Origin of the sequence: Paenibacillus sp. FSL H7-0756 (genome assembly GCF_038006765.1) — a bacterium.
Lineage (GTDB): Bacteria > Bacillota > Bacilli > Paenibacillales > Paenibacillaceae > Paenibacillus_AQ.
The window spans coordinates 900,632-924,624 of record NZ_JBBOVT010000003.1; the positions used below are offsets into that span (position 1 = coordinate 900,632).

The 23,993-nt window shown below is 53.9% G+C and carries 24 protein-coding genes; 14 read left to right on the forward strand and 10 right to left on the reverse strand.

What is annotated here, in order from left to right:
- Nucleotides 1-4: 4 nt before the first annotated feature.
- From NST04_RS30025 to NST04_RS30065, 9 genes are read left to right on the forward strand one after another with little or no spacing between them, the layout of a single operon-like run.
- Nucleotides 5-877 (forward strand): transporter substrate-binding domain-containing protein, encoded by an 873-nt coding sequence (locus NST04_RS30025; RefSeq protein ID WP_341187501.1) that lies wholly within the window; start codon nt 5-7, stop codon nt 875-877.
- A gap of 37 nt (nt 878-914) precedes the next feature.
- Nucleotides 915-1,697, forward strand: coding sequence for an amino acid ABC transporter permease (locus NST04_RS30030; RefSeq protein ID WP_341187502.1), 783 nt, complete (start codon nt 915-917; stop codon nt 1,695-1,697).
- Nucleotides 1,697-2,407 (forward strand): amino acid ABC transporter permease, encoded by a 711-nt coding sequence (locus tag NST04_RS30035; RefSeq protein WP_341187503.1) that lies wholly within the window; start codon nt 1,697-1,699, stop codon nt 2,405-2,407. The genes NST04_RS30030 and NST04_RS30035 overlap by 1 nt, the downstream gene beginning before the upstream one ends.
- Nucleotides 2,404-3,156 (forward strand): amino acid ABC transporter ATP-binding protein, encoded by a 753-nt coding sequence (locus NST04_RS30040; RefSeq protein ID WP_341187504.1) that lies wholly within the window; start codon nt 2,404-2,406, stop codon nt 3,154-3,156. Before NST04_RS30035 ends, NST04_RS30040 begins: the two co-directional genes overlap by 4 nt.
- An 11-nt stretch (nt 3,157-3,167) precedes the next feature.
- The gene (locus NST04_RS30045; protein WP_341187505.1) at nt 3,168-4,184 is read left to right on the forward strand and encodes an LLM class flavin-dependent oxidoreductase; all 1,017 of its coding nucleotides are present in this window, start codon (nt 3,168-3,170) and stop codon (nt 4,182-4,184) included.
- A gap of 41 nt (nt 4,185-4,225) precedes the next feature.
- Entirely contained in the window at nt 4,226-5,434 is a 1,209-nt protein-coding gene (locus NST04_RS30050; protein ID WP_341187506.1) for an amidohydrolase, read from the forward strand.
- Entirely contained in the window at nt 5,418-6,629 is a 1,212-nt protein-coding gene (gene solA, locus NST04_RS30055; RefSeq protein WP_341188091.1) for an N-methyl-L-tryptophan oxidase, read from the forward strand. Before NST04_RS30050 ends, solA begins: the two co-directional genes overlap by 17 nt.
- Complete coding sequence (locus NST04_RS30060) at nt 6,626-7,141, forward strand: DinB family protein (RefSeq protein WP_341187507.1); 516 nt, start codon at nt 6,626-6,628, stop codon at nt 7,139-7,141. Before solA ends, NST04_RS30060 begins: the two co-directional genes overlap by 4 nt.
- A 55-nt stretch (nt 7,142-7,196) precedes the next feature.
- Nucleotides 7,197-8,534: an LLM class flavin-dependent oxidoreductase gene (locus NST04_RS30065; protein WP_341187508.1), complete on the forward strand. Its 1,338-nt coding sequence runs from the start codon at nt 7,197-7,199 to the stop codon at nt 8,532-8,534.
- 120 nt (nt 8,535-8,654) lie between these two features.
- Here NST04_RS30065 and NST04_RS30070 read toward each other — a convergent pair whose 3' ends face one another.
- Both NST04_RS30070 and NST04_RS30075 read right to left on the reverse strand, forming a co-directional pair.
- A complete protein-coding gene (locus NST04_RS30070; RefSeq protein WP_341187509.1) occupies nt 8,655-9,320 on the reverse strand; it encodes a PspA/IM30 family protein in 666 nt (221 codons plus the stop codon).
- Nucleotides 9,321-9,387: 67 nt separating this feature from the next.
- The gene (locus tag NST04_RS30075) at nt 9,388-9,609 is read right to left on the reverse strand and encodes a PspC domain-containing protein (protein WP_341187510.1); all 222 of its coding nucleotides are present in this window, start codon (nt 9,607-9,609) and stop codon (nt 9,388-9,390) included.
- A gap of 295 nt (nt 9,610-9,904) precedes the next feature.
- On the opposite strand from NST04_RS30075, the gene NST04_RS30080 reads away from it, so the two are divergent.
- Complete coding sequence (locus tag NST04_RS30080; RefSeq protein WP_341187511.1) at nt 9,905-10,534, forward strand: YfbR-like 5'-deoxynucleotidase; 630 nt, start codon at nt 9,905-9,907, stop codon at nt 10,532-10,534.
- Here NST04_RS30080 and NST04_RS30085 read toward each other — a convergent pair.
- Nucleotides 10,509-11,153 (reverse strand): CPBP family intramembrane glutamic endopeptidase, encoded by a 645-nt coding sequence (locus NST04_RS30085; RefSeq protein WP_341187512.1) that lies wholly within the window; start codon nt 11,151-11,153, stop codon nt 10,509-10,511. The two genes, NST04_RS30080 and NST04_RS30085, sit on opposite strands and share 26 nt — an antisense overlap.
- Nucleotides 11,154-11,220: 67 nt before the next feature.
- On the opposite strand from NST04_RS30085, the gene NST04_RS30090 reads away from it, so the two are divergent.
- Entirely contained in the window at nt 11,221-11,787 is a 567-nt protein-coding gene (locus NST04_RS30090; RefSeq protein WP_341187513.1) for a hypothetical protein, read from the forward strand.
- 35 nt (nt 11,788-11,822) lie between these two features.
- On the opposite strand, the gene NST04_RS30095 is transcribed toward NST04_RS30090, so the two are convergent.
- From NST04_RS30095 to NST04_RS30120, 6 genes are all read right to left on the reverse strand, one after another.
- Entirely contained in the window at nt 11,823-12,518 is a 696-nt protein-coding gene (locus tag NST04_RS30095) for a response regulator transcription factor (protein WP_341187514.1), read from the reverse strand.
- Nucleotides 12,515-13,957: a sensor histidine kinase gene (locus NST04_RS30100; RefSeq protein ID WP_341187515.1), complete on the reverse strand. Its 1,443-nt coding sequence runs from the start codon at nt 13,955-13,957 to the stop codon at nt 12,515-12,517. Before NST04_RS30100 ends, NST04_RS30095 begins: the two co-directional genes overlap by 4 nt.
- Before the next feature lie 71 nt (nt 13,958-14,028).
- A complete protein-coding gene (locus NST04_RS30105; RefSeq protein WP_341187516.1) occupies nt 14,029-15,201 on the reverse strand; it encodes an ABC transporter permease in 1,173 nt (390 codons plus the stop codon).
- Entirely contained in the window at nt 15,198-15,893 is a 696-nt protein-coding gene (locus tag NST04_RS30110; protein WP_341187517.1) for an ABC transporter ATP-binding protein, read from the reverse strand. Before NST04_RS30110 ends, NST04_RS30105 begins: the two co-directional genes overlap by 4 nt.
- Nucleotides 15,890-17,092 (reverse strand): efflux RND transporter periplasmic adaptor subunit, encoded by a 1,203-nt coding sequence (locus NST04_RS30115; protein ID WP_341187518.1) that lies wholly within the window; start codon nt 17,090-17,092, stop codon nt 15,890-15,892. The genes NST04_RS30110 and NST04_RS30115 overlap by 4 nt, the downstream gene beginning before the upstream one ends.
- Nucleotides 17,089-19,647: a hypothetical protein gene (locus NST04_RS30120; protein ID WP_341187519.1), complete on the reverse strand. Its 2,559-nt coding sequence runs from the start codon at nt 19,645-19,647 to the stop codon at nt 17,089-17,091. The genes NST04_RS30115 and NST04_RS30120 overlap by 4 nt, the downstream gene beginning before the upstream one ends.
- Before the next feature lie 296 nt (nt 19,648-19,943).
- Between NST04_RS30120 and NST04_RS30125 the strand changes: the two genes are divergently transcribed.
- The 3 genes from NST04_RS30125 (at nt 19,944) to NST04_RS30135 (ending at nt 22,931) form a co-directional block, all read left to right on the forward strand.
- Nucleotides 19,944-20,753 carry a protein phosphatase 2C domain-containing protein gene (locus NST04_RS30125; protein ID WP_341187520.1) on the forward strand — a complete coding sequence of 270 codons (810 nt, stop codon included), beginning with the start codon at nt 19,944-19,946 and terminating at the stop codon, nt 20,751-20,753.
- 137 nt (nt 20,754-20,890) lie between these two features.
- Complete coding sequence (gene sigK, locus NST04_RS30130) at nt 20,891-21,592, forward strand: RNA polymerase sporulation sigma factor SigK (RefSeq protein WP_036691086.1); 702 nt, start codon at nt 20,891-20,893, stop codon at nt 21,590-21,592.
- 409 nt (nt 21,593-22,001) lie between these two features.
- Nucleotides 22,002-22,931 (forward strand): FAD:protein FMN transferase, encoded by a 930-nt coding sequence (locus NST04_RS30135; RefSeq protein WP_341019475.1) that lies wholly within the window; start codon nt 22,002-22,004, stop codon nt 22,929-22,931.
- On the opposite strand, the gene NST04_RS30140 is transcribed toward NST04_RS30135, so the two are convergent.
- Entirely contained in the window at nt 22,894-23,832 is a 939-nt protein-coding gene (locus tag NST04_RS30140) for a LysR family transcriptional regulator (protein WP_341187521.1), read from the reverse strand. The two genes, NST04_RS30135 and NST04_RS30140, sit on opposite strands and share 38 nt — an antisense overlap.
- Between the last annotated feature and the right edge of the window lie 161 nt (nt 23,833-23,993).

The window sequence follows — 23,993 nt, forward strand, 5'->3', positions numbered from 1 at the left end:
AGACATGAACAAGACGATAACGTTCGCATCCACACTGGTACTAACGCTGCTGATCGCTGGCTGCGGCAATAATAACAGCGCAAATAGCGGCAAGGTCGCGGAGGCAGCCCCTCAGAATAGTTCGAAGTCCACGGCTGCTGCCGCCGAGCCGGCTAAGGTGACCAAGATCGTGGTTGGCACCGGGACAGCTTTTCCCAATGTCTGCTTCATCGATGAGAACGGCAAGCTTACCGGGTTCGATGTTGAGCTGCTGAAGGAGATTGACAAACGCCTGCCCGAGTATGAGTTTGAATTCCAGACGATGGATTTCAGCAATCTGCTGCTCAGTCTGGAGACGAAGAAGATTGACCTGGTGGCCCACGTTATGGAGAAGAACCCGGAGCGGGAGCAGAAGTATTCTTTTAACAAAGAAGCTTATGCCCACTGGAGAAACCGCATCGTTGTAGCCAAAGGTAACACCTCGATCCAGACACTGGATGATCTGAAGGGGAAGAAGGTGCTGACCGGTGCCACCAGCGCGCAAGCGCAAATTCTTGAGAACTATAACAAGGAACACGGTGCGGATTCGATCAAAATTGTCTATCAGAACGGTGCCGCCAACGATACGGTCAGCCAGATTGATTCAGGCCGGGTGGATGCTACCCTTGCTGCGGACTTCGTATTGCCGATCATTGACCCGCAGAGCAAGCTGCAGGCGGTGGGTCCCGAGCTATCCTCTGCTGATATTCTGTATGTGCTGCGCAAGGATGATGCCCCTTCGCTGAAGCTGTCGGAGGCCATTGACGGAGTGGTTAAGGAACTGAAGACAGACGGCACGCTTGGCAAAATAAGCACACAGTGGCTGGGGGCGGACGTCACTACCTCATCAGTTCAATAATGCGCAAGGCGCGTACAGCTCTGAAAGGAGGTGCAGCATGGGTGCACCGTTTGATCTAGGTTTTGTCTTCTCGTTCCTGCCCAAGCTGCTGACTACGCTGAGCACCACGCTGCTGATCGTAGCCTGCTCGCTGCTCGCAGGGATGGTGGTCGGATTTATCATTGCGCTACCCCGCCTGTATAAGGTGCCGGTTCTGAAGACCTGCGCTGAGGTGTACATTTCTTTTTTCAGAGGGACGCCGATTCTGATTCAATTATTCCTGTTCTATTACGGTCTGCCTGAGGTGCTGAAGCTGGTGAATCTGGATATGACGCGGACTCCGGTGCTGGTGTTCGTGATTCTGACCTACGGTCTGCATACCGGGGCCTTCATGTCGGAGATGATCCGCGCTTCAGTGACAGCAGTCGATAAAGGCCAGGTGGAAGCAGCTTACGCTACGGGGATGACCTCTTATCAGGCTTTTACCCGTATTGTGCTGCCGCAGGCGCTGGGAATTGCGATTCCCGTCTTCTCGAACCTGGTCATAGCGCTGCTGAAGGATACTTCGCTGGCGTTCACGCTGGGCGTGATGGAGATGACGGGCAAGGCCCAGACCCTGGGCAGTGCGACCCAGCATTTCATTGAGACGTATATTGCGCTTGCTCTTATCTATCTTGTGATCAGTTTGTGTATTGAGAGGCTGCTGCTGGTTGCGGAGAAACGTCTGCTCAGGCATGAAGCCCAGGACAGCACGGCCAAGAAGCGGTTCACTCTGCAGCGAAAAGCATCCTACCGCACAATCGTCGCGGATATGGGAGCGGGTAAAGGAGGCGGTGCGTAATGAAGCTGGACCCAGCTTTTATCTGGACGGCGTTTGTGCAAATTCTGGGAGCCATTCCTACGACGCTGTATATCACGGTTGTGTCGGTGTTGGCAGGCTTCGTGATCGGTACGGCCGTGGCCCTGATCCGGATTTATAGAGTCCCCGGGCTGTATCCGCTGGCTGTAGGGTATGTCACATTCATCCGCGGCACCCCGATGCTGACCCATCTGCTGCTGATCTATTTCGGGCTGCCGATGATCATTGACGGGCTTGCTGCACAGTTTGGCTGGAGCTTCCGCTCTGTATCGATCCCGATGATCGGCTTTGCCTATATTTCTTTCTCCATTACGGCGGGTGCTTATATGTCCGAGGTGGTACGCTCCGGCCTACTGGCGGTGGACCGCGGTCAGCTCGAAGCGGCCCATTCCATCGGAATGAGCACGCCCCAGGCGCTGCGGCGGATTGTGTTCCCCCAGGCGCTGGCGGCGAGCCTGCCGAATCTGTCGAATTCCGTGATCGGGATGCTGCACGGGTCTACGCTGGCTTTTACCGTATCGGTGGTGGACATCAATGCCCAGGCGCAGATTGTCGCTTCAACCAATTGGAAGTTCTTCGAGGCTTACCTGGCGGCGGCGCTGATCTTCTGGGGACTGACGTTCCTGATTGAGCGGGCAACTGCCGTCATTGAAAGACGGATCAATCTGTATAATCGGGGGGGAGTCGCGTGATTAAGCTATCGCAGCTATCGAAGTCGTTCGGGCGCCATCAGGTGCTGAACCATATTGATCTGGAGGTGTCCAAGGGGGAGGTGGTCGTCATTCTCGGTCCCAGCGGCTCCGGCAAAACCACCCTGCTGCGCTGCGTGAATGTTCTGGAGAAGCCCAGCAGCGGCGAAATCTCAATCGGGGACTTCAAGCTGGACTTCCGGCACGCCCGCAAGAAGGATATCCACCAGCTCCGGCAAAAGACCGCCATGGTCTTCCAGCAGTACAATCTGTTCCGGCATAAAACCGCGCTGGAGAATGTGATGGAGGGCCTCCTGGTCGTCAAGAAGCTGCCGAAGGAGGCGGCGAGAGAGAAGAGCATCGCCCTCTTGGAAAAGGTGGGGCTCGGCGCTAAGCTGGATTCCTATCCTAGCCAGCTCTCCGGCGGCCAGCAGCAGCGGGTCGGGATCGCCCGGGCGCTTGCCCTGGAGCCGGAGGTCATCCTCTTCGATGAACCGACCTCGGCTCTGGACCCGGAGCTGGTAGGCGAGGTGCTTGCGGTGATCCGCAAGATTGCCAAGGAAGGCATCACGATGATTGTGGTGACGCATGAAATGGGATTCGCCCGCGATGTGGCGAATCATGTGGTGTTCATGGACGGCGGAGTGATCGTCGAGGAGGGCACGCCCACGGAGGTATTCAACCATCCGCGTGAAGAACGAACGAAGCAGTTCCTGAAGAGGATTACGCCGGAGCTGAACTATTCTATCTAGGAGGCATATCTATGGCAATTACAATCAGCGTACTCGACCAAAGCCCGATCTATCCGGGGGAGACGTCGGAAGAGGCTTTTGCGCATACAATCAGCCTGGCGCAGCTGTCGGAACGCCTCGGCTTCCGCCGCTTCTGGGTATCCGAGCATCATGATTCCGAGCAGGTAGCCGGGTCTTCTCCCGAGGTGCTCATCTCACACCTGCTGGCCAAAACGGAGCGTATCCGCATCGGCTCCGGCGGAATTATGCTTCAGCACTACAGCCCCTACAAGGTGGCTGAGAATTTCAACGTGCTGGCTTCGCTGGCCCCGGGACGGGTGGACTTAGGGGTAGGCCGTGCCCCCGGCGGCTTGCCCCGCAGCACACAGGCGCTGCAACAGGTAGCCGGGGAAGGGGCTTCGTTAACGGACAAAATCACGGAGCTGGAGAAGTACGTACATAACCGGCTGGAGGAGGAGCATCCGCTCTACGGGCTGAAGGCAGGCCCGCTCCCCGGCATCCCGCCGGAGCTGTATGTACTTGGTGCCAGTGTCGCCAGCGCCGAGATCGCTGCCGGATTGGGATTGCCGTATGTGTTCTCCCTGTTTATCGGCGGCGATCAGGCTGTTGCTCTAGAGGCGGTGCGGGCTTACCGCAGCGGCTTCAATAGCAGCGGCGGTAAGGAACCACGGGTAATTATTGCGCTGGCTGTCATCGTGGCCGACACGGAAGAGGAGGCCAAGGAATTGGCTGGAGCGCATAAGCTGATCCGCATCCGTTTCGCCAGCGGCAAGATTTTGACTCTGGCCAGCCGGGAGCAGGCCGAGGAGTTCACCCGCCAGAGTGAGGAAGCGTACACGCTGGAGGAGCGGGAGCCTGAGATTACCCAAGGAACGAAGGAGACGGTTCGTGAGCAGCTCCTGGCGTTAGCCGAAGCTTCTGGCGTAGAGGAGTTCATAGTGACGACCAATGTGCAGCCCTTCGATAAGCGGCAGCGTTCCTTCGAGCTGCTGAGTGAGGCGCTGGCCGAAGTACCGGCGGAGGCATAGCCCAGTGAAGACATCTGGTTAACAAGCAAGGAGGCCCGCTAATGACAAATTCAGCCACGGAATCTGCTGCACAGGAAGTACATTCGTTATCATTCAAGGAGCGACTGGTTGAAATCAGGCGTCATCTGCACCAGCACCCGGAGCTGTCAGGGGAAGAGGTGGAGACTAGCGTGTATATCACCTCACTGCTGAAGCAGGCGGGTGTGAAGATAGTAGATTACGGACTGAAGACTGGAGTGATTGCCGAAATCGGCGGCCAGCAGGGCGGACCGGTGATTGCGCTGCGGGCTGACATAGACGCCTTGCCGATCCAGGAAGATACCGGACTGCCGTATGCCTCACTGTATCCAGGCAGAATGCATGCCTGCGGGCATGACTTCCATACGGCAGCGCTGCTTGGAGCTGTGTATGAGCTCAAGGAGCAGGAGAGCAGCTTGAAGGGAACGGTACGCTTTTTGTTCCAGCCCGCCGAGGAGAAGGCGAAGGGAGCGCAGCAGATCATCGCATCTGGGGGGCTGGATCAGGTCCGCGCAGTAATCGGCATGCATAATAAGCCGGAGCTCCCGGTAGGCACCATTGGCATCAAGGCTGGTCCGCTTATGGCGGCCGCAGACGGCTTCGCTGTCAGCATCCGGGGCTTCGGCTCCCATGCCGCCGTGCCGGAGGCCGGAATAGACCCCATCGTGGCAGCTTCCCATATTGTAACTGCGCTGCAGTCCATCGTCAGCCGGAATGTGGGCAGCCTGGATAGCGCAGTCATCAGTGTCACACAGATCCACAGCGGGAATTCGTGGAATATCATCCCGGACACAGCGGTACTGGAAGGAACGATTCGTTCCTTCGATGAAGCGGTGCGCGGCAAAGTAGTGAAGCGGTTCGAGGAGGTGGTCACAGGTGTTGCTGCTGCACTTGGAGCTGAAGCCAGTGTGCGCTGGATCGGCGGGCCGCCGCCGGTCATCAACGATGCGCTGCTGGCCCGGCTGGGCGAAGAGACGGCAGCGAATCTGGGCTATACCGCGGTGCAGCCGGTGCCGTCTCCGGCCGGGGAGGATTTCGCCTTCTACCAGCGCGAGGTACCCGGATTGTTTGTCTTCACCGGTACAGCCGGAAGCAGGGAATGGCATCATCCCGCCTTCGAGCTGGATGAAGCGGCGCTGCCGGTAGGCGCGGGGTTCTTCAGTGATCTGGCGGTCCGTGTGCTTGAGCATCTGGCGGGGGAGAGGGGTGCAGATCATAGCGGAGCATTCTGATTATGATGTCATTATTGCCGGCGCAGGCTCCATGGGCATGAGCGCAGGCTATCATCTCGCCCGGCGCGGGGTGAAGGCACTGCTGATCGATGCCTTCGATCCGCCGCATACGGAAGGAAGCCATCACGGGGAGACCCGGCTGATCCGGCATGCCTACAGCGGCGATCCGGCCTACATTGACCTGGCGCTCCGCGCCCAGATGCTGTGGGAAGAGGCGGAAGCAGAGAGTGGGACGGAGCTGCTTGTCCCTGCGGGCGTGCTCAATCTGGCAGACAGCAGCGTATATTCCTTCGCCGGACGCCATGCGGAAGCGCGGAAGCGGAAGGTGCGGACCGAGCATCTGGATGCGGCGGAAATCCGCCGCCGCTGGCCGGCCCTGACCCTCCCGGACTCCTTCGAGGCCATGTATGAGCCGGAGGCCGGTTACCTGTACAGTGAGCGGTGCATTACAGCCTACCGGCAGCTTGCGCTTGCTCATGGTGCGGAGCTGCTGACGAATACACCTGTGCTGAAGGTGACGGCCCGCGAAGGGAGCGTTACCTTTCATACGAAGAACGGAGATTACCATGGAGCCGCTGCTATTCTCAGCGCCGGGGCCTGGTTCAGTTCATTGTCGCCCTTCGTTAATTTGCCGATAAAGGCTGTACGCAAGGTAGTAGGCTGGTTCGGGAGTACGCCGGCCTTCGATGCCGGGAAGTTCCCCGGCTTCACTCTCGGTTCCGAGCAAGGCGGGTTCTACGGCTTCCCCGCTATCAGCGGGGCAGGGCTGAAGATCGGCCGCCACGACACGGGCGAAGAGTGGAAGCCGGGTGAACCGCTGGCACCCTTCGGCAGCCGGGAGAGTGATGAAGGTGACCTGCGCCGTGTACTTGAAGCTTATATGCCCGGCGCTGCCGGGAAGCTGCTGAAGGGTTCTGTCTGCAAGTATGAGCATACACCGGATGAGGATTTCATCATCGACCGCCATCCCGTTCACAGCCATGTGCTGCTGGCCGGAGGCTTCTCGGGCCATGGCTTCAAATTCTCCAGCGTGGTCGGCGAGATTCTCGCGGATCTGGCTGTGCAGGGACATACTCGGCAGAATATAGCTCCGTTTGCGTTGTCGCGCTTCGATAATAACGCAAGACTAACTGAGCATATCCCATCAGCGGGTAACAACGATAATTCAAACCTATACTGGAGGGAATCGCAATGAGCAGTGTGAGTGTGGAGCTAGACGGCTACTTGAATACGCATGGGCAATTGGTCCAGGCGGTGGAAGGCTTATCCGATGAACAGCTGAGGTGGAAGGCAGAGCTGTCAAGCTGGAGCGTGACCGAGGTGTTGGCCCATTTGGCGGATCACAGCATTGTGGTCTCCTTCCGTATCCGTGATATTCTGGCGGATACGAAGGTGCAGCTCCCGGCATTCCAACAGGATGCGTGGGTCAGCGGACAGCATAGTAACCAGGGGCAGGCCGGAGACAGCTTGGAGCTGTTCCGCAGCCTGCTGCAATACAACAGTCTGCTGCTGGGAAGGCTGAGCCCCGCAGAATGGGATAAAAGCGGGATTAACTTCAAAGGCGAGCCGGTGCGGATTACCGATATTGTCCGCAGCTTCACCGCCCATGTGCAGAATCATCTGGCCCAGATTGAACGGGTGAAGCTGGGAGCACAGGCGGGTCAAGCGAATCCAGCGAATCATGCATCGCAGCAAGCGGCTCTGTAGGAATAGTGTCATGAGGAACCAAGCGGTCTGAATACCCATTCGAGGAGGAATGAACATGACGAAATCAAGACAGTTGAAGCTGGGAGCTCTATTGCACGGAGTGGGAGGAAGCACCTCCATGTGGCGCCATCCTGATGCGAAGCCCGATGCCAGTGTGAACTTTGAGCTATATAAGGAGTGGGTACGCAAGGCTGAGGAAGGCAAGCTGGACCTGATCTTCATTGCCGACGGTCTGTTCATCAATGAGAAGTCAATCCCGCACTTCCTGAACCGCTTCGAGCCGCTGACGATTCTTAGTGCATTGGCAGCGGTCAGCAGCCGGATTGGTCTGGTCGGAACCTTGTCTACCTCTTACAGTGAACCGTTCACGGTAGCCCGCCAATTCGGCTCGCTCGATGTGATTAGCGGCGGACGGGCCGGCTGGAATGTGGTGACTTCACCGCTCGAAGGCTCTGCACTGAATTACAGCAAGAAGGAGCATCCCGATCATGGCAAGCGGTACCGCATTGCCGCCGAATATCTGGAGGTGGCACGCGGGCTGTGGGATTCCTGGGAGGATGATGCTTTTGTGCGGAACAAGGAGACAGGTGTCTTCTTCGATAAAGATAAGCTGCACACGCTTGATCACCAGGGGGAATTCTTCTCGGTAAAGGGACCGCTCAATATCGCCCGCTCGAAGCAGGGACAGCCGGTGATTTTCCAGGCAGGCTCCTCGGAGGTCGGCAAGGATTATGCCTCAAGTGTGGCAGATGCCATCTTCACCGGCCATGATACTCTGGAATCGGCGCAGGCATTCTATAAGGATGTAAAAACCCGTGTAGCATCCTTCGGGCGCAATCCCGATGAAGTGTTAATCTTCCCGGGGATAGCACCGATTCTCGGGGCCACCCCGGAGGAGGCGGAGCGCAAATACCAGGAGGTTGCCGGACTGGTAACGATCGAGAATGCGCTGAACTATCTGGGCCGCTTCTTCGAGCATCATGACTTCTCGCAGTATCCGCTGGATGAGCCGTTCCCGGATCTGGGCGATCTGGGCCGAAATAGCTTCCAGAGCGGAACAGATAAGATTAAGAAGGACGCCAAAGAGCAGGGCTTAACCCTGCGGCAGGTCGCCTTACAGTCGGCTACACCGCGCAGCAGCTTCATCGGTACGCCGGAGCAGGTGGCCGATCAGCTTCAGGCCTGGTTCGAGGGCGGAGCCGCCGACGGCTTCATGCTGGCCGCCGCCGTACCGCACGGCCTGGAGGAATTCGTGGATCAGGTGGTTCCGATTCTACAGGAGCGCGGACTGTTCCGTACCGAATATGAGAGCGATACGCTGCGGGGCAATCTCGGCTTGCCGATTCCGCAGAACCGTTATGCCAAGGCTTCTGAACCGGCGGGACAGGTGTGAGTCAGGTGCGTTCCAGCAGACGTTGATGGCGTACAGGATGATTCAACAGCACAACAAAAAGGATGCCATCCCTATGACCAGGGAGGCATCCTTTTTGCAATTACGGACGATACCGTCAGCTTACTTCCGGTTACGGAGGCGTTCCAGCTCGGCTTCCACCGCGCTATTGATGGAAGATTCATGAGCCGCTGCGGCCAGCCCGGCCTGCTCGGCCATTGCTTCCTGCATGGCGATTTTGTCCTCCATCCGTTCGAATCCGCGTGAGGCAGAACCATTGTTCAACACCTGGCCGGGATAGCCTGCCGGAGAAGCAGCGCTGTAAGCTTGGGCTGCTTGCTTGGCTTCTGCGGCCTTGCGGGCGCGTTCGGCCAGCTCGGCTCTTTTGGCTTTGAGACGTTTCTGTTCTTCCTTAACACTGGCAAGCTGTACTTCAAGGGAAGCCAGAGTAGCCTGGGTCTCTTTCAGGCCGGCGGTGCATTCCTGTTCGCTCTCCGTGTAACGGATCTTAGCCATAACCGCAGTGCGGGCAGCCGGTTCATTGCCTTCGCTCATGTACTGGACTGCTTCCGCTTCACTGCGCTCTGCAAGCACCTTGTATTCGTAGATCCGGCGCTCCAGCACACTGGCTGCTGCCTTAAGTTCACGCTGTTTGCCTTCGGCACCAGTGATTTTGTCCTCCAGGTCACGCAGATATTGGCCAGTCAGCAGGATTGGATCTTCCAGTTTGTTCAGTCCTTCATGAATAGCAGCCTTGGTCAGGGTAGTAATTCTTTGGAATATGCTCATTATAATAATCTCCTTTGTATGTGGGTTTAGTTGGTTTAGTTATTTTGGCAAGGGATATCGCAAGTAATTAGTAGTTGTTAAAGCCGTCACCGAATCCGCCGTAGGATTCCTGGGGAACAATAAGGCTGCCGATGATATAGAGAAAAACTACAGTGCCGAAGCTGAATATCGTAGCGATAGCAACAATCAATCTTACAAGGGTCGCATCCACTTTGAAATAGCGCGCCAGTCCTCCGCATAAACCTGTGAGTTTCTTGTCTGTTACGGAGCGGGTTAATTTTTTATTCATAATATATCTTCCTCTCATATTAGATGACCGCCGGTGTGGCGTGTTCATTTCCGTTGTCTATGTATGTATTGTACGAATTTATCCTTCCTGGCAAAACAGCCTGCAGACGGTTCTTTGTTCCCGACCTTAGTCGGGGATGAGGACCGCAATAGGACGGGGAGAGGCCGGGAAATAACGTTAGAGGTGCGCAGCAGCAAGGATTTTACACAATCGGTCCTGCGGTTCATCCGGGGTTAACATTGGAGGATTAGACTGAATTCTAGCGTAGCCTAACTAACATACGGGAGGACTAGCCATGGGAATTCACAAGTATTTTCGCTCACTGAATGAGCTGGAGCGCATCATCCGCTGTCCGGGCAAATTCAAATTCGAGGAGCACAGCGTTGCGGCCCATTCCTGGAAGGTCGTGCAATACGCGAAGACGCTGGCGGATATTGAAGAGAAGCACGGGGCGGTGATCGACTGGAAGAAGCTGTACGAGATTACGAGCAGCCACGATTATGGAGAGATTTTTATCGGGGATATCAAAACGCCGGTGAAGCACTCCTCGCTCCAGCTCAGATCATTGATCCAGCAGGTGGAGGAGGGCATGATCGACAACTTCATCAAGGAGCATATTCCGGACGAATTCAAAAGCATCTTCTACCAGCAGCTGCGTGAGGGCAAGGATGAGTCGCTGGAGGGTCTGATTCTGGAGGTTGCGGATAAGATGGATCAGGTGTACGAGGCCTTCGCCGAGCTGCAAAGAGGGAACACGGAGAAGGAGTTTGTGGTGATGTACCGCAATGCGCTGATCAAGATCAAGCATATTGACCTCAAGTGCGTGGATTACTTCCTGGCAGAGATTCTGCCGGATATGGTGAACGAGGAGACGCTGTCTCCGATTGATATTAAGAGAATTACGGAAGAGGCGCTGGCTCTGTAGATGAGCTGTGGCTCTTTTTTTGAACCCATACAGCAGATGTATTAAAAGCAATATGCAGCGGAACCGTCAGCAAGAGCGACTCCGTAACCTGCGCGAACAGCCCGAAGAAGATCCCTCCGCTCAGCGCGAACAGCATAAACCGGACACTCTCGCGGTTCAGCCGGTAATACTGCAAATGCGACACAGCGAACAGGAAGGCTGTAAGGAGAATAGCGCCGCTGATATCGATGATTCCCGTGGCATGGAGTTGCCCAAGACCCGGATGCTGCGCGAGAATGGGCAGAACCAGCCCCCGGAAAGCAATCTCTTCAAAGATCGGGAAGCACAGCACGAAGTTGACTGTATTATAAGTGCCTGCTGGATTATAGCCGGAGGATCGGGAGATGATCAGATTCACAAGCAGTATGATAAGGAACAGCGGAAGCACCCTCATTACATCTTGTGGAGCGTTGAAGGTGTAACCGTTGCTCCAGAGAAGACTTCCTCCAATCATGGCAGCTCCCCAATAATAAATCGTATACCGCATCTGTGCCTTGGAGATGAGTCCAATAATCCGCTCGATGATCCGGTAGGAAAAAGACAGCAGTACAGCAATAGCGCATAGCTTCAGTAATAGCATGAATGTTAATCCTCCTGAGACGGTGAAAGTGTTATACTAAAGGAAAAATAAGGATGGTGCATTACTGTTGCAGTACTTCAATCTTATACCCATTTCCAATACGCTTGTCTGGTTCAGCGTTCTGCTACTGATCGTATGGATCGTAGACTTCGTACAAGGCGGGTCCCTGGAGCCGCTTCAAGCGGTTAGCCTTCGGGAGCGGACCAAGTCTATTCTTGCGGATATTCTGATCTTTGCCGCCTTGAACAGCTTGCTTATGTATGTCGTTCATCCCATGGATAATCTGTTGCTGATCTCGCTGGCTGCTGCTGGACTGCTTGTTACTTACTACTTGTCTTCAAAAGCGTTCAGGAAGCGCTTACCTTCCCGGCCTTGGATCTTGCTGATCCACGTTTTGCTCGGCGCAGGCTTCTACCTGCTGTTCGGTATGCTGCTGATGAGCAAGCTGGTCGTCACCTATAACCTTAACATGACAAAACAGTTTGATATACTCTTTTTTGTCTATGGCCAGGACCGGCCGGTGGTGTACGGAGTGCTGCTGATTATGGCTGTGCTGTATTTCGTGATCGGGAAGCTGCTGATGCGGCCTCTGTATAGCTGGTACAGAGCGGTTTATTACGGAGGCTCCAAATAGCCCCCGGACCATACGAGTGGCCGGAGGCTGCTTAGCTACACCTGAAAACGATATCCCGCTCCCCATACGGTCTGAATGTATTTCGGGTTGCCGGGGTCCTGCTCGATCTTGTCGCGCAGCCTGTTGATATGGACGGCTACAGTGGCGTTATCCCCCATGGCATCGAAGCCCCAGATCCGTTCGTACAGAGAATCCCGGCTGAAGACGATATCCGCATTGACAATCAGGAAGTGCAGCAGGTCGAATTCCTTCTTCTTCAGCTCCAGTTCCCGGCCGTGCAGATAGGCTCTGTGGGATAAAGTATGGATGATGAACGGACCGCTCTCGATCCGGCTGCTCTCTGTACTGCCGCCGCTCATGCCCTTAAGTCGGGCATACTGAGCCAGATTGGATTTGACCCGGGCCACTAGTTCACCTGGTGAAAAAGGCTTGACGATATAATCATCGGCCCCAAGCCCCAGGCCCCGGATCTTGTCGATGTCTTCCTGCTTGGCCGTGACCATAAGGATAGGAATGTCGAGCCGGCTCCGCAGCTTGCGGCACACCGAGAATCCGTCTTCCCCTGGCAGCATCAGATCGAGTAGAATAAGCTGGAATTCCCCTGTTAGCGCCAGCTCAAGCCCGGTGATGCCATCCTCGGCAACCTCCACCGTGAAATCATTAATTTCCAGATAATCCCGCTCGATCGCTGCAATTGCACTATCATCTTCAATGATTAATACTTTGGTCATAGCAAGGCCCCTTTATCCAGCACTGGCAGTGTGATAATGATGCACAAGCCCCCTGCCGTGGAGGGCTCTGCGTGAATACTTCCGCCCATCCGGCTGACAGCTTTGGCTGTGATTGCAAGCCCCAAGCCGCTGCCTTTAGTCGGGTTATTGCGCGAAGGATCGCTGCGGTAGAACACATCAAACAGCTTATCGAGTGCATTCTCCGGCACGCCGGGTCCGTTATCTTCCAGATAGATGAACACATTGCTTCCCTGTACTTCGGTACGGATGGTTACCTGGACACGCTCCTTAAGCTTGTACTTCCAGCTGTTCTCCAGAATGTTGAATACCATGCTGCTGAGCTGCGCCGGATCGGCGAAGATATGCACATCCGCAGCAAGTCCCGCAATGACTACGTCCAGCCCTTTGTCCCGGTACTCTTCGGCCATAGCTTTAATTAGGGAGAGCAGCTCCTGATTGACCTCCAGCATCTCGGGCTCGTATGGATAATCGCCCAGGTCCATTTTGGAGAAAAGAAAGATCTTGTTCACCATCCGGTCAATATCCTCCGCCTTGGTCTTGATCATGGTGATATATTTCTTCTGGGATTCAGGGGTAGCGGCCACCCCATCCAGAAGCCCTTCCGAGTACGCCCGGACAGAGGTCAGCGGGGAACGGAGATCATGCGATATCCCGGCAAGCAGCTCCTTGCGGCTCTCCTCCTGCCTCTGGATCAGGCGCTGGGATTCTTTGAGGCGTATAGCCATGTCATTGAAATCCTCACAGACTGGAGTGAATTCATCCTTGTTCCCGTACTGAATTCTGACATCCAGATTGCCGTCCCGGATCTGATGCACCCCGTCTGCCAGCGTGTCCAGCGGCTGCTTAATCCGCTTGAACACAAACCGGGTAAGAAATTGATTGGTTACAAAAACAGCAGAGATGATCCCCAAGGTAACCAGAATAAGAAATGTAACCATAGCCGGAGTCACTTGTCCGTCCGTAGAATCATAGGCCGGGCCGATAATGCTGACAGTATAAGTGCTGCCCTTAATACGGATCTGTTCAGCAAAGACCTCTTTGTTCGAGGTAGAAGCGAACCCTTGTCCATCCATGGCCCTGACGGTCTGCAGCAGCTTCTCTGTCTCCGGGGTCTCCTTAAAATTGAAGCCGATCAGCCTTGTCCCGGAATCGTAAACCGCCAGACTCATGTCCTCCGGTTTCAATATCTCTTCGATCTGGCGGCTTAGCTCAGCCTGCTTCTGCGCCCCCTCGTTGTTCAGCAGCTTCGCGGACAACTGAATCAGATCATCGTAGCCGGTATAGAACGGGCTCTGCTTATCATGCTTCGATACCTTGAACAGGAGGGACACGCTAACAAAAGCAATGAACAAGGAAATACAGACGGGGATTACAATCATCAGGATATTTGAGATGAATAAGCGCCGCTTAATGGTCATAACCGGTTCCTTCCTGCAGGCATTTTATCGTGCTTAATCATTCCATCATACCATCCGTTGCAGCAGCACGGCTAATCAGTGCGCAGAGCGTAGATCGGCCGGAGTCTGGCTGCTTTATTGGCGGGCAGGATGCCGAAGAACACACCGATAAAGAGCGAGAAGAGGAATGAAATGCTCACCATGTTCCAAGCATAGCCAACCTGAAGGGCGGTCAATTGGCCGGCCAGCCAGGTTAGCCCTAATCCCGCTCCGATTCCGAGGATTCCGCCCATGGTACTGAGCACCGTTGACTCAATGATGAATTGCAGCAGAATATCTATCTTTTTAGCGCCGATAGCTTTGCGTATGCCGATCTCCCGGGTGCGTTCGTTCACCGAAATAATCATAATGTTCATAATGCCGATTCCGCCAACGAAGAGTGAGATTCCGGCGATTCCAGCGAGGGCAAGGGACAGGGTGCCGGAGGTTTTCTTCAGCGTATCCAGCATTTGTTTGGAATCGAACACACTGTAGGCATCCTTGGCACGGAGGAACTTGCGGTCCAGAATCTGTCCGATAGCTGTCTTCACAGACTCTACATCCTTGTCGCTCAAGGCGGTGACGGTAAAAGTCTGAATTCCCTTGCTCTGAAGCAGCCGCTCGGAGGTGGATAAGGGAATGAGAATCTTCTTATCATTTGATCCGCTGAGTGAGGTTCCCTTCGTCTGGAGTAAGCCTACAATCTGGAAGGAGGTGCCGTTCAGCTGGATTTCACGGCCTACCGGGTTGTCTGCACCAAACAGCTTCTTCGCCGTCTCGGTTCCGATCAAGGCAGCCTTCTGCCGGTATTCATTATCGATATCAAGCAGGAAGCGGCCGGACTGCACATGAAAGTTCTGTACCTTCTCATAGCTTGGGGTGATGCCTTCAAGCGAGACATTGGTATGAAGGTTACGATATTTGGCGGTTACATTGCTGCTGATCGTAGGCGATACCAGATCTACACCGGGAACCCGGCTGAATGCGGCAACCTCCTCAGCCGTGAGGGAAGTGACCGCCCCGCGTCCGGTAATCATGACCGTCAGCTGATTTGTGCCAAGGTCACTGAACTGGCTGGTGATCTGACCCGTAACTCCCTGCCCCACCGAGACCAGCAGGATGACCGAGGATACTCCGATGACAATGCCCAGCATGGTGAGGAAGGAACGGACCTTATTGCCGACGATACTCATTACCGCCATCCGGATACTCTGAGCAAGAATCATTGGTCATTTCTCCGATCTTCAACCAGGTGGCCGTCCTGAATCCGGATGACCCGCTTCGCTTGTTCCGCAACGCCCAGGTCATGTGTGATGACAATAATGGTATGTCCCTGTTCATTCAGCTTTTTGATCATGTGCATGACCTCTTCTCCAGTCTTGGAATCGAGTGCGCCGGTAGGCTCATCTGCCAGCAGAATGGGAGGATTGCCGGCAAGTGCTCTGGCGATGGCAACCCGCTGCTGCTGGCCTCCGGACAGCTCACTCGGACGGTGGTGCATCCGCTCCTGCAGGCCGACCTTCTCCAGGGCGGCAGCGGCCAGCGTTCTTCGCTCCCGTTGTGACAAGCCCCGGTAGACCAGGGGCAGTTCGACATTCTGGACAGCGGATAACTTAGGGAGCAGGTTGAAGTTCTGGAAGATGAAGCCTATTTTCTCATTACGGATCCGGGCCAGCCGGTTATCGGATAATCTGCGGACATCTTGTCCATCCAGAGAATAACTCCCTTCATTCGGGATATCCAGGCAGCCGATCATGTTCATCAAGGTGGATTTTCCAGATCCTGAAGGGCCGATGATAGCAACGAATTCGCCGTGATGGATCTCAAAAGAGATATCCTTCAGCACCGTCATCTGTTCCTTAGCCATCATGTATCCGTGGACCATATGCTCAATCCGGATCAGGGGCTCTGTATTCATTGTGGCCCTCCTCCGTCACCGCCGCCACCGCTGTTGTCGAAGCCGCCCTCGTCACCGCCCATATCGAATATACCCGGGGCTGCGGGAGCAGGTGTGTTGTTGGCTGCGATGATGGTTGGGACAATTACTTGTTCTCCTTCGCGCAGACCATTGACGATTTCGATCCGGCTCTCATCATGCACACCTACAGTGACAGGCTTCAGCTGAACGGGCGGGGGTGTGGCAGGGCTTCCTGTGGCAGAGCTGCCCTTGGGCGAAGGGGTCTGCTGCGGGACGGAGTCCTGAACTTGAACATAATACTTTTTATCCTTTTGAGTCACAGACTCGACGGGAAGCAGCAGTACTTGGTTCTTTTCTTCAATGGTAACGACTCCTTGTGCTGACATACCCGCTCTGGCTCCGGTCGAGTCCGTGAGCAGAAGAGTCACTTCAAAGACGGAAACGCCATTAGTCACCGTTCCTTCATCCGCAATCCGCGTGACCTTGGCCGGGTAGGCCTTAGCGGGCAGGGCATCCATTTTAATGGCTGCTGACATCCCTGGCTTAATCTTGGGGATGTCCAGCTCGTCAATTTTAATCGTAGCGCTTAAGTGCTTGTAGTCCGTTATGGAAAAGACCTCAGCTCCTTTTGTTACCATCCCGCCTGAGGAACTGCTGATCTTGGTCACCGTTCCATCCATCGGCGCTGTCAGGGAAGCGGGCGGGATATGATCCTTCCGGAGTGCTGCAAGCTCGGTCAATGTGGCTGTAATGGTATCCTTGGTTCTCTCGATGGCCAGCTTCGCCGCATCAATATCGGTTAAAGCAGCACCGTCCATGATTAGCTTCTTGTACTGGTCTTGTTTCTCCAGCAGGTCATTCTGCGATTGCTTGAGCGTATTCTGCTGGATTCTTACGTTACTGGCTACATTGGCTCCCTCATAAGTCAGCAGGATCTGACCCTTCTTGACTTGTTCATTCTCTTTAACGAGAACCTTGGCTACATTTCCTGTGTCCCTGGCATATACGATCGTAGTATTCGTGGCCTTCACGGTGCCGGAGCCTTTGACGGTTACAGATATATCGCCCTTGGTCACTACAGTAGTCTGAGCGGCAGGAGGGCTATCCTGCTTGTTCTTATCCGGCCACAAGCTATAGACAACAATTCCAGCAGTGACAATGACTGCGGCTGACAGCCCTAAGGTTTTTTTGACGTTCATAGCGATCCTCCGGGATCTGGATTTGCCGCGTTTTTCGGGGCAGCGGGGGTCTCAGGGGCTTTGGCCGCAGGAGTGTAAGTCAGGCTGTAGCTCTGGCTGCCCAAGAGAATCCGCTCTCCCTGGAACTCGTCATAGAGCGTTACGAGGAATTTGCCGCTGCGGAGCGTCTTATAAGCATTGCTTGTAAGGGTCATGGAATAGGTCAGGAATTTCCCTGTTACCAGATCCGTCCCGGGCGTGAGCGTTCTCTCCTGCGTCTGGCCGAGAGGATCGGTAAGCTGCACGACCAGCTTATGCGCATTAGCGCCCATATCATACTGGTTGTCCTTGGCAAGCGTGTACGTCAGGTTGACATTCAGCGTATCCTGGCCCTCTGACACAGCGCCTGTGGCCTGAGTAACCGTGAACGTATAAGGGAATAATGGCACTCCGCTGCCAAGGGTGGCTAGCGCAGCCGGAGTCTGAATATGCAGAGTGAGTGCCTTAGGATTAATATAGGCGGTCGGCGTTCCGTCCGGCGCTGTCAGCTTGTTCTCGCTAACCCCTTCTCCCGCGAAAAGTGTCAGCTGCGAGGCATCGATGCTTGCAGGCAGCTTGCTCCATACACTCACCAGACTCTTGCCCTTGGGCCCGGCTGCCAGTGCAGATTGGCTGACTTCTGCCTCATAATAGGTATTGTCCGGTGTCTTATAATAGGCCACAAGTCTGGACAACTCTGCCCTTCGGGCTTCAAGACTGCTCACTTCAAGCTCAGTATACAGAATGTTCTGGCTTGCTCCGGGATAGAGGAGGGTCCGGTGTTCTTTGACCTCCGCCCGTTTGCCTGCAGTATCGATCTTGAAGGTGGCACCATCACCTGCGGCAGACATACCCGGAACAACTTGCTGTGTTTTCAGGGAGAGGAATGGCTCTGTGGTGTCGCCTGCCCCGCTGTTTAGTCCGATACGGAGCTGGTCCAGAGACTGCTCATAGGGGAGCTTACCGATCACATAATACACAGCGCTCGCTCCTGCGGCTATCTGCTGGCTCGAGGTGGCTGCAACGACTTGAACCGGAGCGTCCAAGGCGGTCTGCCCTGCATGAATCGTCCCTGTAAAAGCAGGGAGGGTTGCTGCCGCATCCCTGACATTACGGATACGAATGGTGCCGACAAGCAAATCCTCAGTTGTCCAAGGCATACGCTGCACTGACTCTAGTGTGGCACCGAAGGTTCCGAAGCTGTTATCCAGGATGTACTCCGAAGCAACGGAGTTGGTCATCTCTAAGGAATAGGGAATCTTGTACATGGCTGTAGGGAAAATTGTCTTGCCTTCTGCGGCCGGCTCCACCATCTGGAGCTTCAGCGTACTCTGGTTTACATTCAGCGGCACTTCGGCAGAGAACTGCAGGATCTTCTCCTCGAGCGGCTTCAAGGTGAGACTGGCCAGCGCTTTGCTGTTGACCGGGAAGGAGTAGCCTTCCTTAGATGTTACAGATAATTCATAGGCTGGCAGAGCAACCGCCTTGTTGCCGGCATTCCTAATGCGCAGCTTAAGTGTCCACAGTGCCTTCTCGCCTGTTGAGGATACGGATGCCTGCTTCAACTGGGTCTCAATAGTATTGCTGCTCACCCCGAACTTCTTCAGTGCGTAAGCATTCACTTCAAGACTTGGATAGCTTGCTTCCGGGAGACGGAAGGAGACTACCGGAAGATCCGCCTTCAGCCCCGCATTCTCCCCGGTGATAAGCAGCGACATATGGGTGGTCGGTATGTAAGCCGGGAGCTCCGCCAGATAAAAGACTTTCTTATTCTCACCGGACTGCACCTTGTAATCGCGGCTGGTACTGTCAAGCGTCAGCTCAAACGCGGAGCCGCCGGAGGATTCGAGGAATACTCGGTGGCCGGGTGCAGCAAGTACCTTGGCTCCTTGATTCGTCAGGCTCAGAGCAACTTTGGCATAGATTTTATGATTGAAGCTGTAGATTTGCAGACTCTCGGGCTTCAGGCTAACCGGAAGGTTGCTGACCGTAATCTGCTTGCTAAGACCTTGCTGCACATAAGGGGTATAAGCGGCCGGGACCTTGAAGCTGCCCAGCTTCTTCTGGTAATCAGAGCCGCTGAAGTCGAAGCCGAACAGCGAGATGGAGAGGCCCGGGAGAGAAGCCGTCTTGCTGACGTTCACATAGTAGGTGACGGTTAGCTGCTCCTTGGGGGCGACCTCCAGCTTGCTTTTATCCTCGGGAATGGGGCTGCTCTTCAGTGATGCTCCCGCCGGGGTGGTAATCTTGGAAAAGACGTTGAACAGCTTATAGGTGCTGCTGCTTGTATTGCTGTACACCAGGGTATAGGTCAGACTATTGCCGCCATCGGCCTTGGCTAATTGCACATCGGTCAGTCTCACGCTGACCCCGGCCTGGACAGTAACCGGCGGTAATTGTGCCAAGGTGCCGGTATTCTTCTGCTGCGTCTTACTTGCCGTAACGCTGCTTGGCGCCGCAGATGCCGATAACGCCAGGTGCTGGCTGGCAATAATCATTCCTAATATCAGAGCGGCACAGGCACGGTAATTCTTCATTTCATTCCCTCCCAACATTCATCATCCGATTGACGGCATAAGGCAGCCGCTAGAAGATGTTTCCTATCTTACGGGAAAGGCTTAACACCGGGATAAATAAAAGGGGGGAGAAGCAGGGGAAAAGATAAATAGGAGTTAAACTTTTTATAAACTGCCAGCCCCTATGCGAGTCAGTGCTACCTCTGCGGACTGTATCTTCATTATGTAGAGTGGCTTGGAGCAGGCTGACAGAACACTGGAGGATCATTATAATAGTAGAAACATAAAAGCCGGCAAGCCGGAATAGGAGGATCAGGATGGAACAGACATGGGATAAATTCAGCTGGGTAGGCAGTGAGGAGTTGTATCTGGATCATCCGGCAACATCGAGAATGAACAGGATGATTATCGGCCGGTACGGCGGGAATACAGCGGCAGGTGCCGATAAGAATGAAGATGGTGTATATGTATTAAGCCAGCCGGACGGCGGCTGGGAGTTCGCGATGCTCCTGGATGCGCACCATACGGCGGAAAGTGCTGAACTGCTGGTCCGCACGATCAACGGTGAGGCAGGTGAAATCATCAGGCTGCTGTCGCTGCCGGTTCAGCAGGCGTTCCGGGAACTGGAGGCTTTTCTGCTGTCTATTTTCCAGTCGGAGCCGTTCTTGCTACAGTGCCGGCAGGTAACAGGGGAGACCGCGTGCCTGATATGTGTACGCATGGAGAATTACCTCTGGTGGTTCTCGGTGGGAGATAACTCACTGTATCTGCTGCACCCGGAGCTGGCGGCCCGCGGGCAGTATGCGCTGGGCCAGCGCAATTACTACGAGTGGATCGGCTTCGTCAACACCTTCGCCCAGCCCGTCCCTTGTTACTCCTCCGGCATCCGCGAGCTGCGGCAGGGACGCAACATGATCGTGATGACCACGGACGGTCTGCTGGAGGTGGGGGCAAGACTGTTGGAGGACCCGCGCAGGCTGTATGAAGCTTTTACGGGTAGAGAGGATCTGGAGGAATGTGTGGCGGAAGTAATGACGAGTGTCCATGAACAGCTTGGGAGGGACAGCGCAACGGTGATGGCTTGGAGCTTTGATAATGGCAAGGCGGGTACGATGCCGAGTGATTAGGCGGGTGTAGAAGCCCGTACCTATTTTCCCCGTACATGCACTTCTAGGCTCCTACCCACATACAATAAAAGGACCATGAACCCGTTGTTCTCCATACTGATCGGTTTCATTGTACATGTGCGGGAGGTGTCGCCAAGTTGCCTGGAATCATAAGCACGATTGCGCTGCTGATCAAAGAATTGACGCTGCTGGTATCTTACGTAAGGAACAACGCTTTTCCCCAGCCTCTATCGGAGCAGGATGAGAGCAAATACTTAGGCATGATGGCCGAGGGAGATGCCAAGGCACGGAACCTGCTGATCGAGCATAACCTGCGGCTGGTTGCCCATATAGTGAAAAAATTCGATAACACGGGTGAGGACATGGAGGACCTGATCTCCATCGGCACCATTGGGCTGATCAAGGCCATCGAGAGCTACCGCCCGAACAAGGGCACGAAGCTGGCTACTTTTGCCGCCCGTTGTATCGAGAATGAGATCCTGATGCACTTACGCTCGCTGAAAAAAACCCGCAAGGACGTATCCCTCCATGATCCGATCGGAACGGATAAAGAGGGCAACGAGATCACCCTGATCGATATCCTTGGCTCGGAAGCGGACGATGTGATCAAAGAGGTCGATCTGAAGATTGAGAAGAGTAAAATCTATCGCAATCTGGATATCTTGGATGACCGGGAGAAGGAAGTCGTGGTCGGCCGCTTCGGCCTAGACACTGGCGGGGAAGAGCGGACGCAGCGGGAGATAGCGAAGGAGCTGGGGATCTCGCGGAGTTATGTGTCGCGGATTGAGAAGAGGGCGCTGATGAAGTTGTATCATGAGTTTTATAAGGTGAAGCGATAGGTTACAAGAAGAAGTTGTTTGCGTCTAAGCATCTAGTGAAAAGTATGACTCCAAATGGGGGATACTTTTCACTAGATGCTTTTCTTTTCAGAATTTTGCGAATGGTAGTACAATCATTGAATGCTGATGGTTGGATTCTTATGAGACTACGATTGGTATCACTAAATTAGCAGTGGTTGATCAGGAGGTAAAAATTTAAAAGCACCTATTCATTCGGAGATTAGTAGTTTATGATTACTGAACTGAAGGGGTGTTTTTTAATTGGTTTGCAGAAGTGCCGACCTGCCTGCTGGACGGTAAGCTGTAAAGCAAATAAGGAAATTAATCGGGCGAAAAGAAAATTTTGCTATAAAAGAAGCATTCACGATTCAACTCATCTCCACTATCTCATTAACAAAGGATGCTCACTATGGAAAAGAAAATGATACAGCTCATGGGAACGGTTATTACGATGGCCGTTCATCATCAGAATGCAGCGGCGCTCTTGGCGGATGCGGAGCAGCAGCTGATTGACTACGAGCAGCGCTTCAGTGCGAATAATCCGAGCTCGGCGCTCATGCAGATTAATAACCAAGCCGGGAAGAGTCCCGTAATTGTCGATACGGATCTGTTCGAGCTGATTGCAATCGGGAAGAGGGAGAGTCTCGTAGCAGACAGTCTGCTGAACATCGCGATTGGTCCCTTAGTCAAGGCGTGGAAGATCGGGTTTGCAGGGGCGCAGCATCCTCCGGAAGCGGTCATTGCGGAGTGTCGGCAGCTTATCGATCCGCATCATATTCAATTGGATGAGGAACGGAAGACTGTTTTCCTGGAAAAGGAAAGGATGGAGGTTGATCTGGGTGCGCTGGCCAAAGGGTACTTTGCAGATCGAATTGTGGAGGTATTCAAGCGTCAGGGGGCGAGCGCAGGGTTCATCGATCTAGGTGGGAATGTGCTGACTTTTGGTGAGAACCCGGCGTCTGAAGACGGGTTATGGCGGGTCGGGATTCAGAATCCACAGCTACCGCGAGGGAATTATGCGTTGGTCTTGAAATTGAAGAACCAATCCATTGTGACTTCTGGCGTGTATGAGCGGAAGTTGGAGGTTGCGGGCCGGAAGTACCATCATATTTTTGACGGACAAACGGGGTACCCGGTACAGAGCGATGTAGCAAGCTTGACGATTGTATCGGAGCAGTCATTGGAGGGAGAGATTGGTTCTACCCGTCTATTTGGCAAGCGTGCGGCCGAGATCATTCGTACGCTGAATTCGACCGCTGAGATTGAGGGTATCGTGATCACGGAACATAACGAGCTGGCTGTTACGGATGCTCTGCGTGCATACATGGAACATCTGTAGTAAAGAGTGCGATCAAATCTTGTTCCACCGAAGATAGAGGTTTGTTTTTGGAATAGGCAATAAAATAATCGAGCGACAACAAATCCAGTGATAAGGGCAACAGGCGGTAGCCCTGAGGGACTTCCGACATGCAGATACTATAGGGGACGAATGCGATACCAACGCCTTTCTTGGCTAACTCCAGCGTGGTGAAAATATTCGTGCTTTCCAATATAACAGTTGGCTTGATCTTAAACTTCTGAAACAGGTGATCAAGCTGCCGGCGAATCGAAGAACCTTTTTTGGTCAGCACAAGGGGACTTTGCAACAGCAGCTTCAGATTGGCATGGCTCTCCTCTAACGTCTTCGGATTAATGTCATACAACGGGGAGTTCTCTGTCACCACCGCATAATAACCGTGAGGCCCCCATGAGACAACATTCAGATTGGGCGAGAGGGTCTCTGGATTTTGTCCGATAAAAAAATCCAGTTCATGGTTCAACACGCGGATTTCATTGACCTCGGAGTAATCCTCTTGAATCTCGATCTTAATAGACGGGTAATTTTTCATGAAATCGGGCAAAAACAAAGGCAATAAATACGAACCTAAGCTGGACAAGATACCGAGCTTGATCGTCTGGGTGTCTCTTATGGAATAGTGAGCGATTCGTTTGTGGAATTGTTCCTGTGCCATTTCGAGGGACATCAGATACTGATAGTACAGCTTGCCTGCCTCAGTTAGTTGCAAGGGAGAGGTCTGTCGATTCAAAATTTCTGTGCCGATTTCATGCTCGATTCGCTTGATAAGCTGCGTGAGGTAAGGTTGCGAAACATACAGGTCCTTGGCGGCCTTAGTATAGCTTCCGTGCTTGAGAATCGCGTCAAGATAATGAAGGATATTGGAAGAATCAATCGTAGTCATAAGGATCACCTGCTCTCACTAAAGATGGTATAAGAGAACTGTTATAGAACGATAAGAAAATGGATATTTCACAAATGTATTTTTTCATACTAAAATTTATTTGTAAAGGTAAGTGACCAAGTCAAAAGGAATTCGTAGAAATCTGTTTTATATTGTGCAAT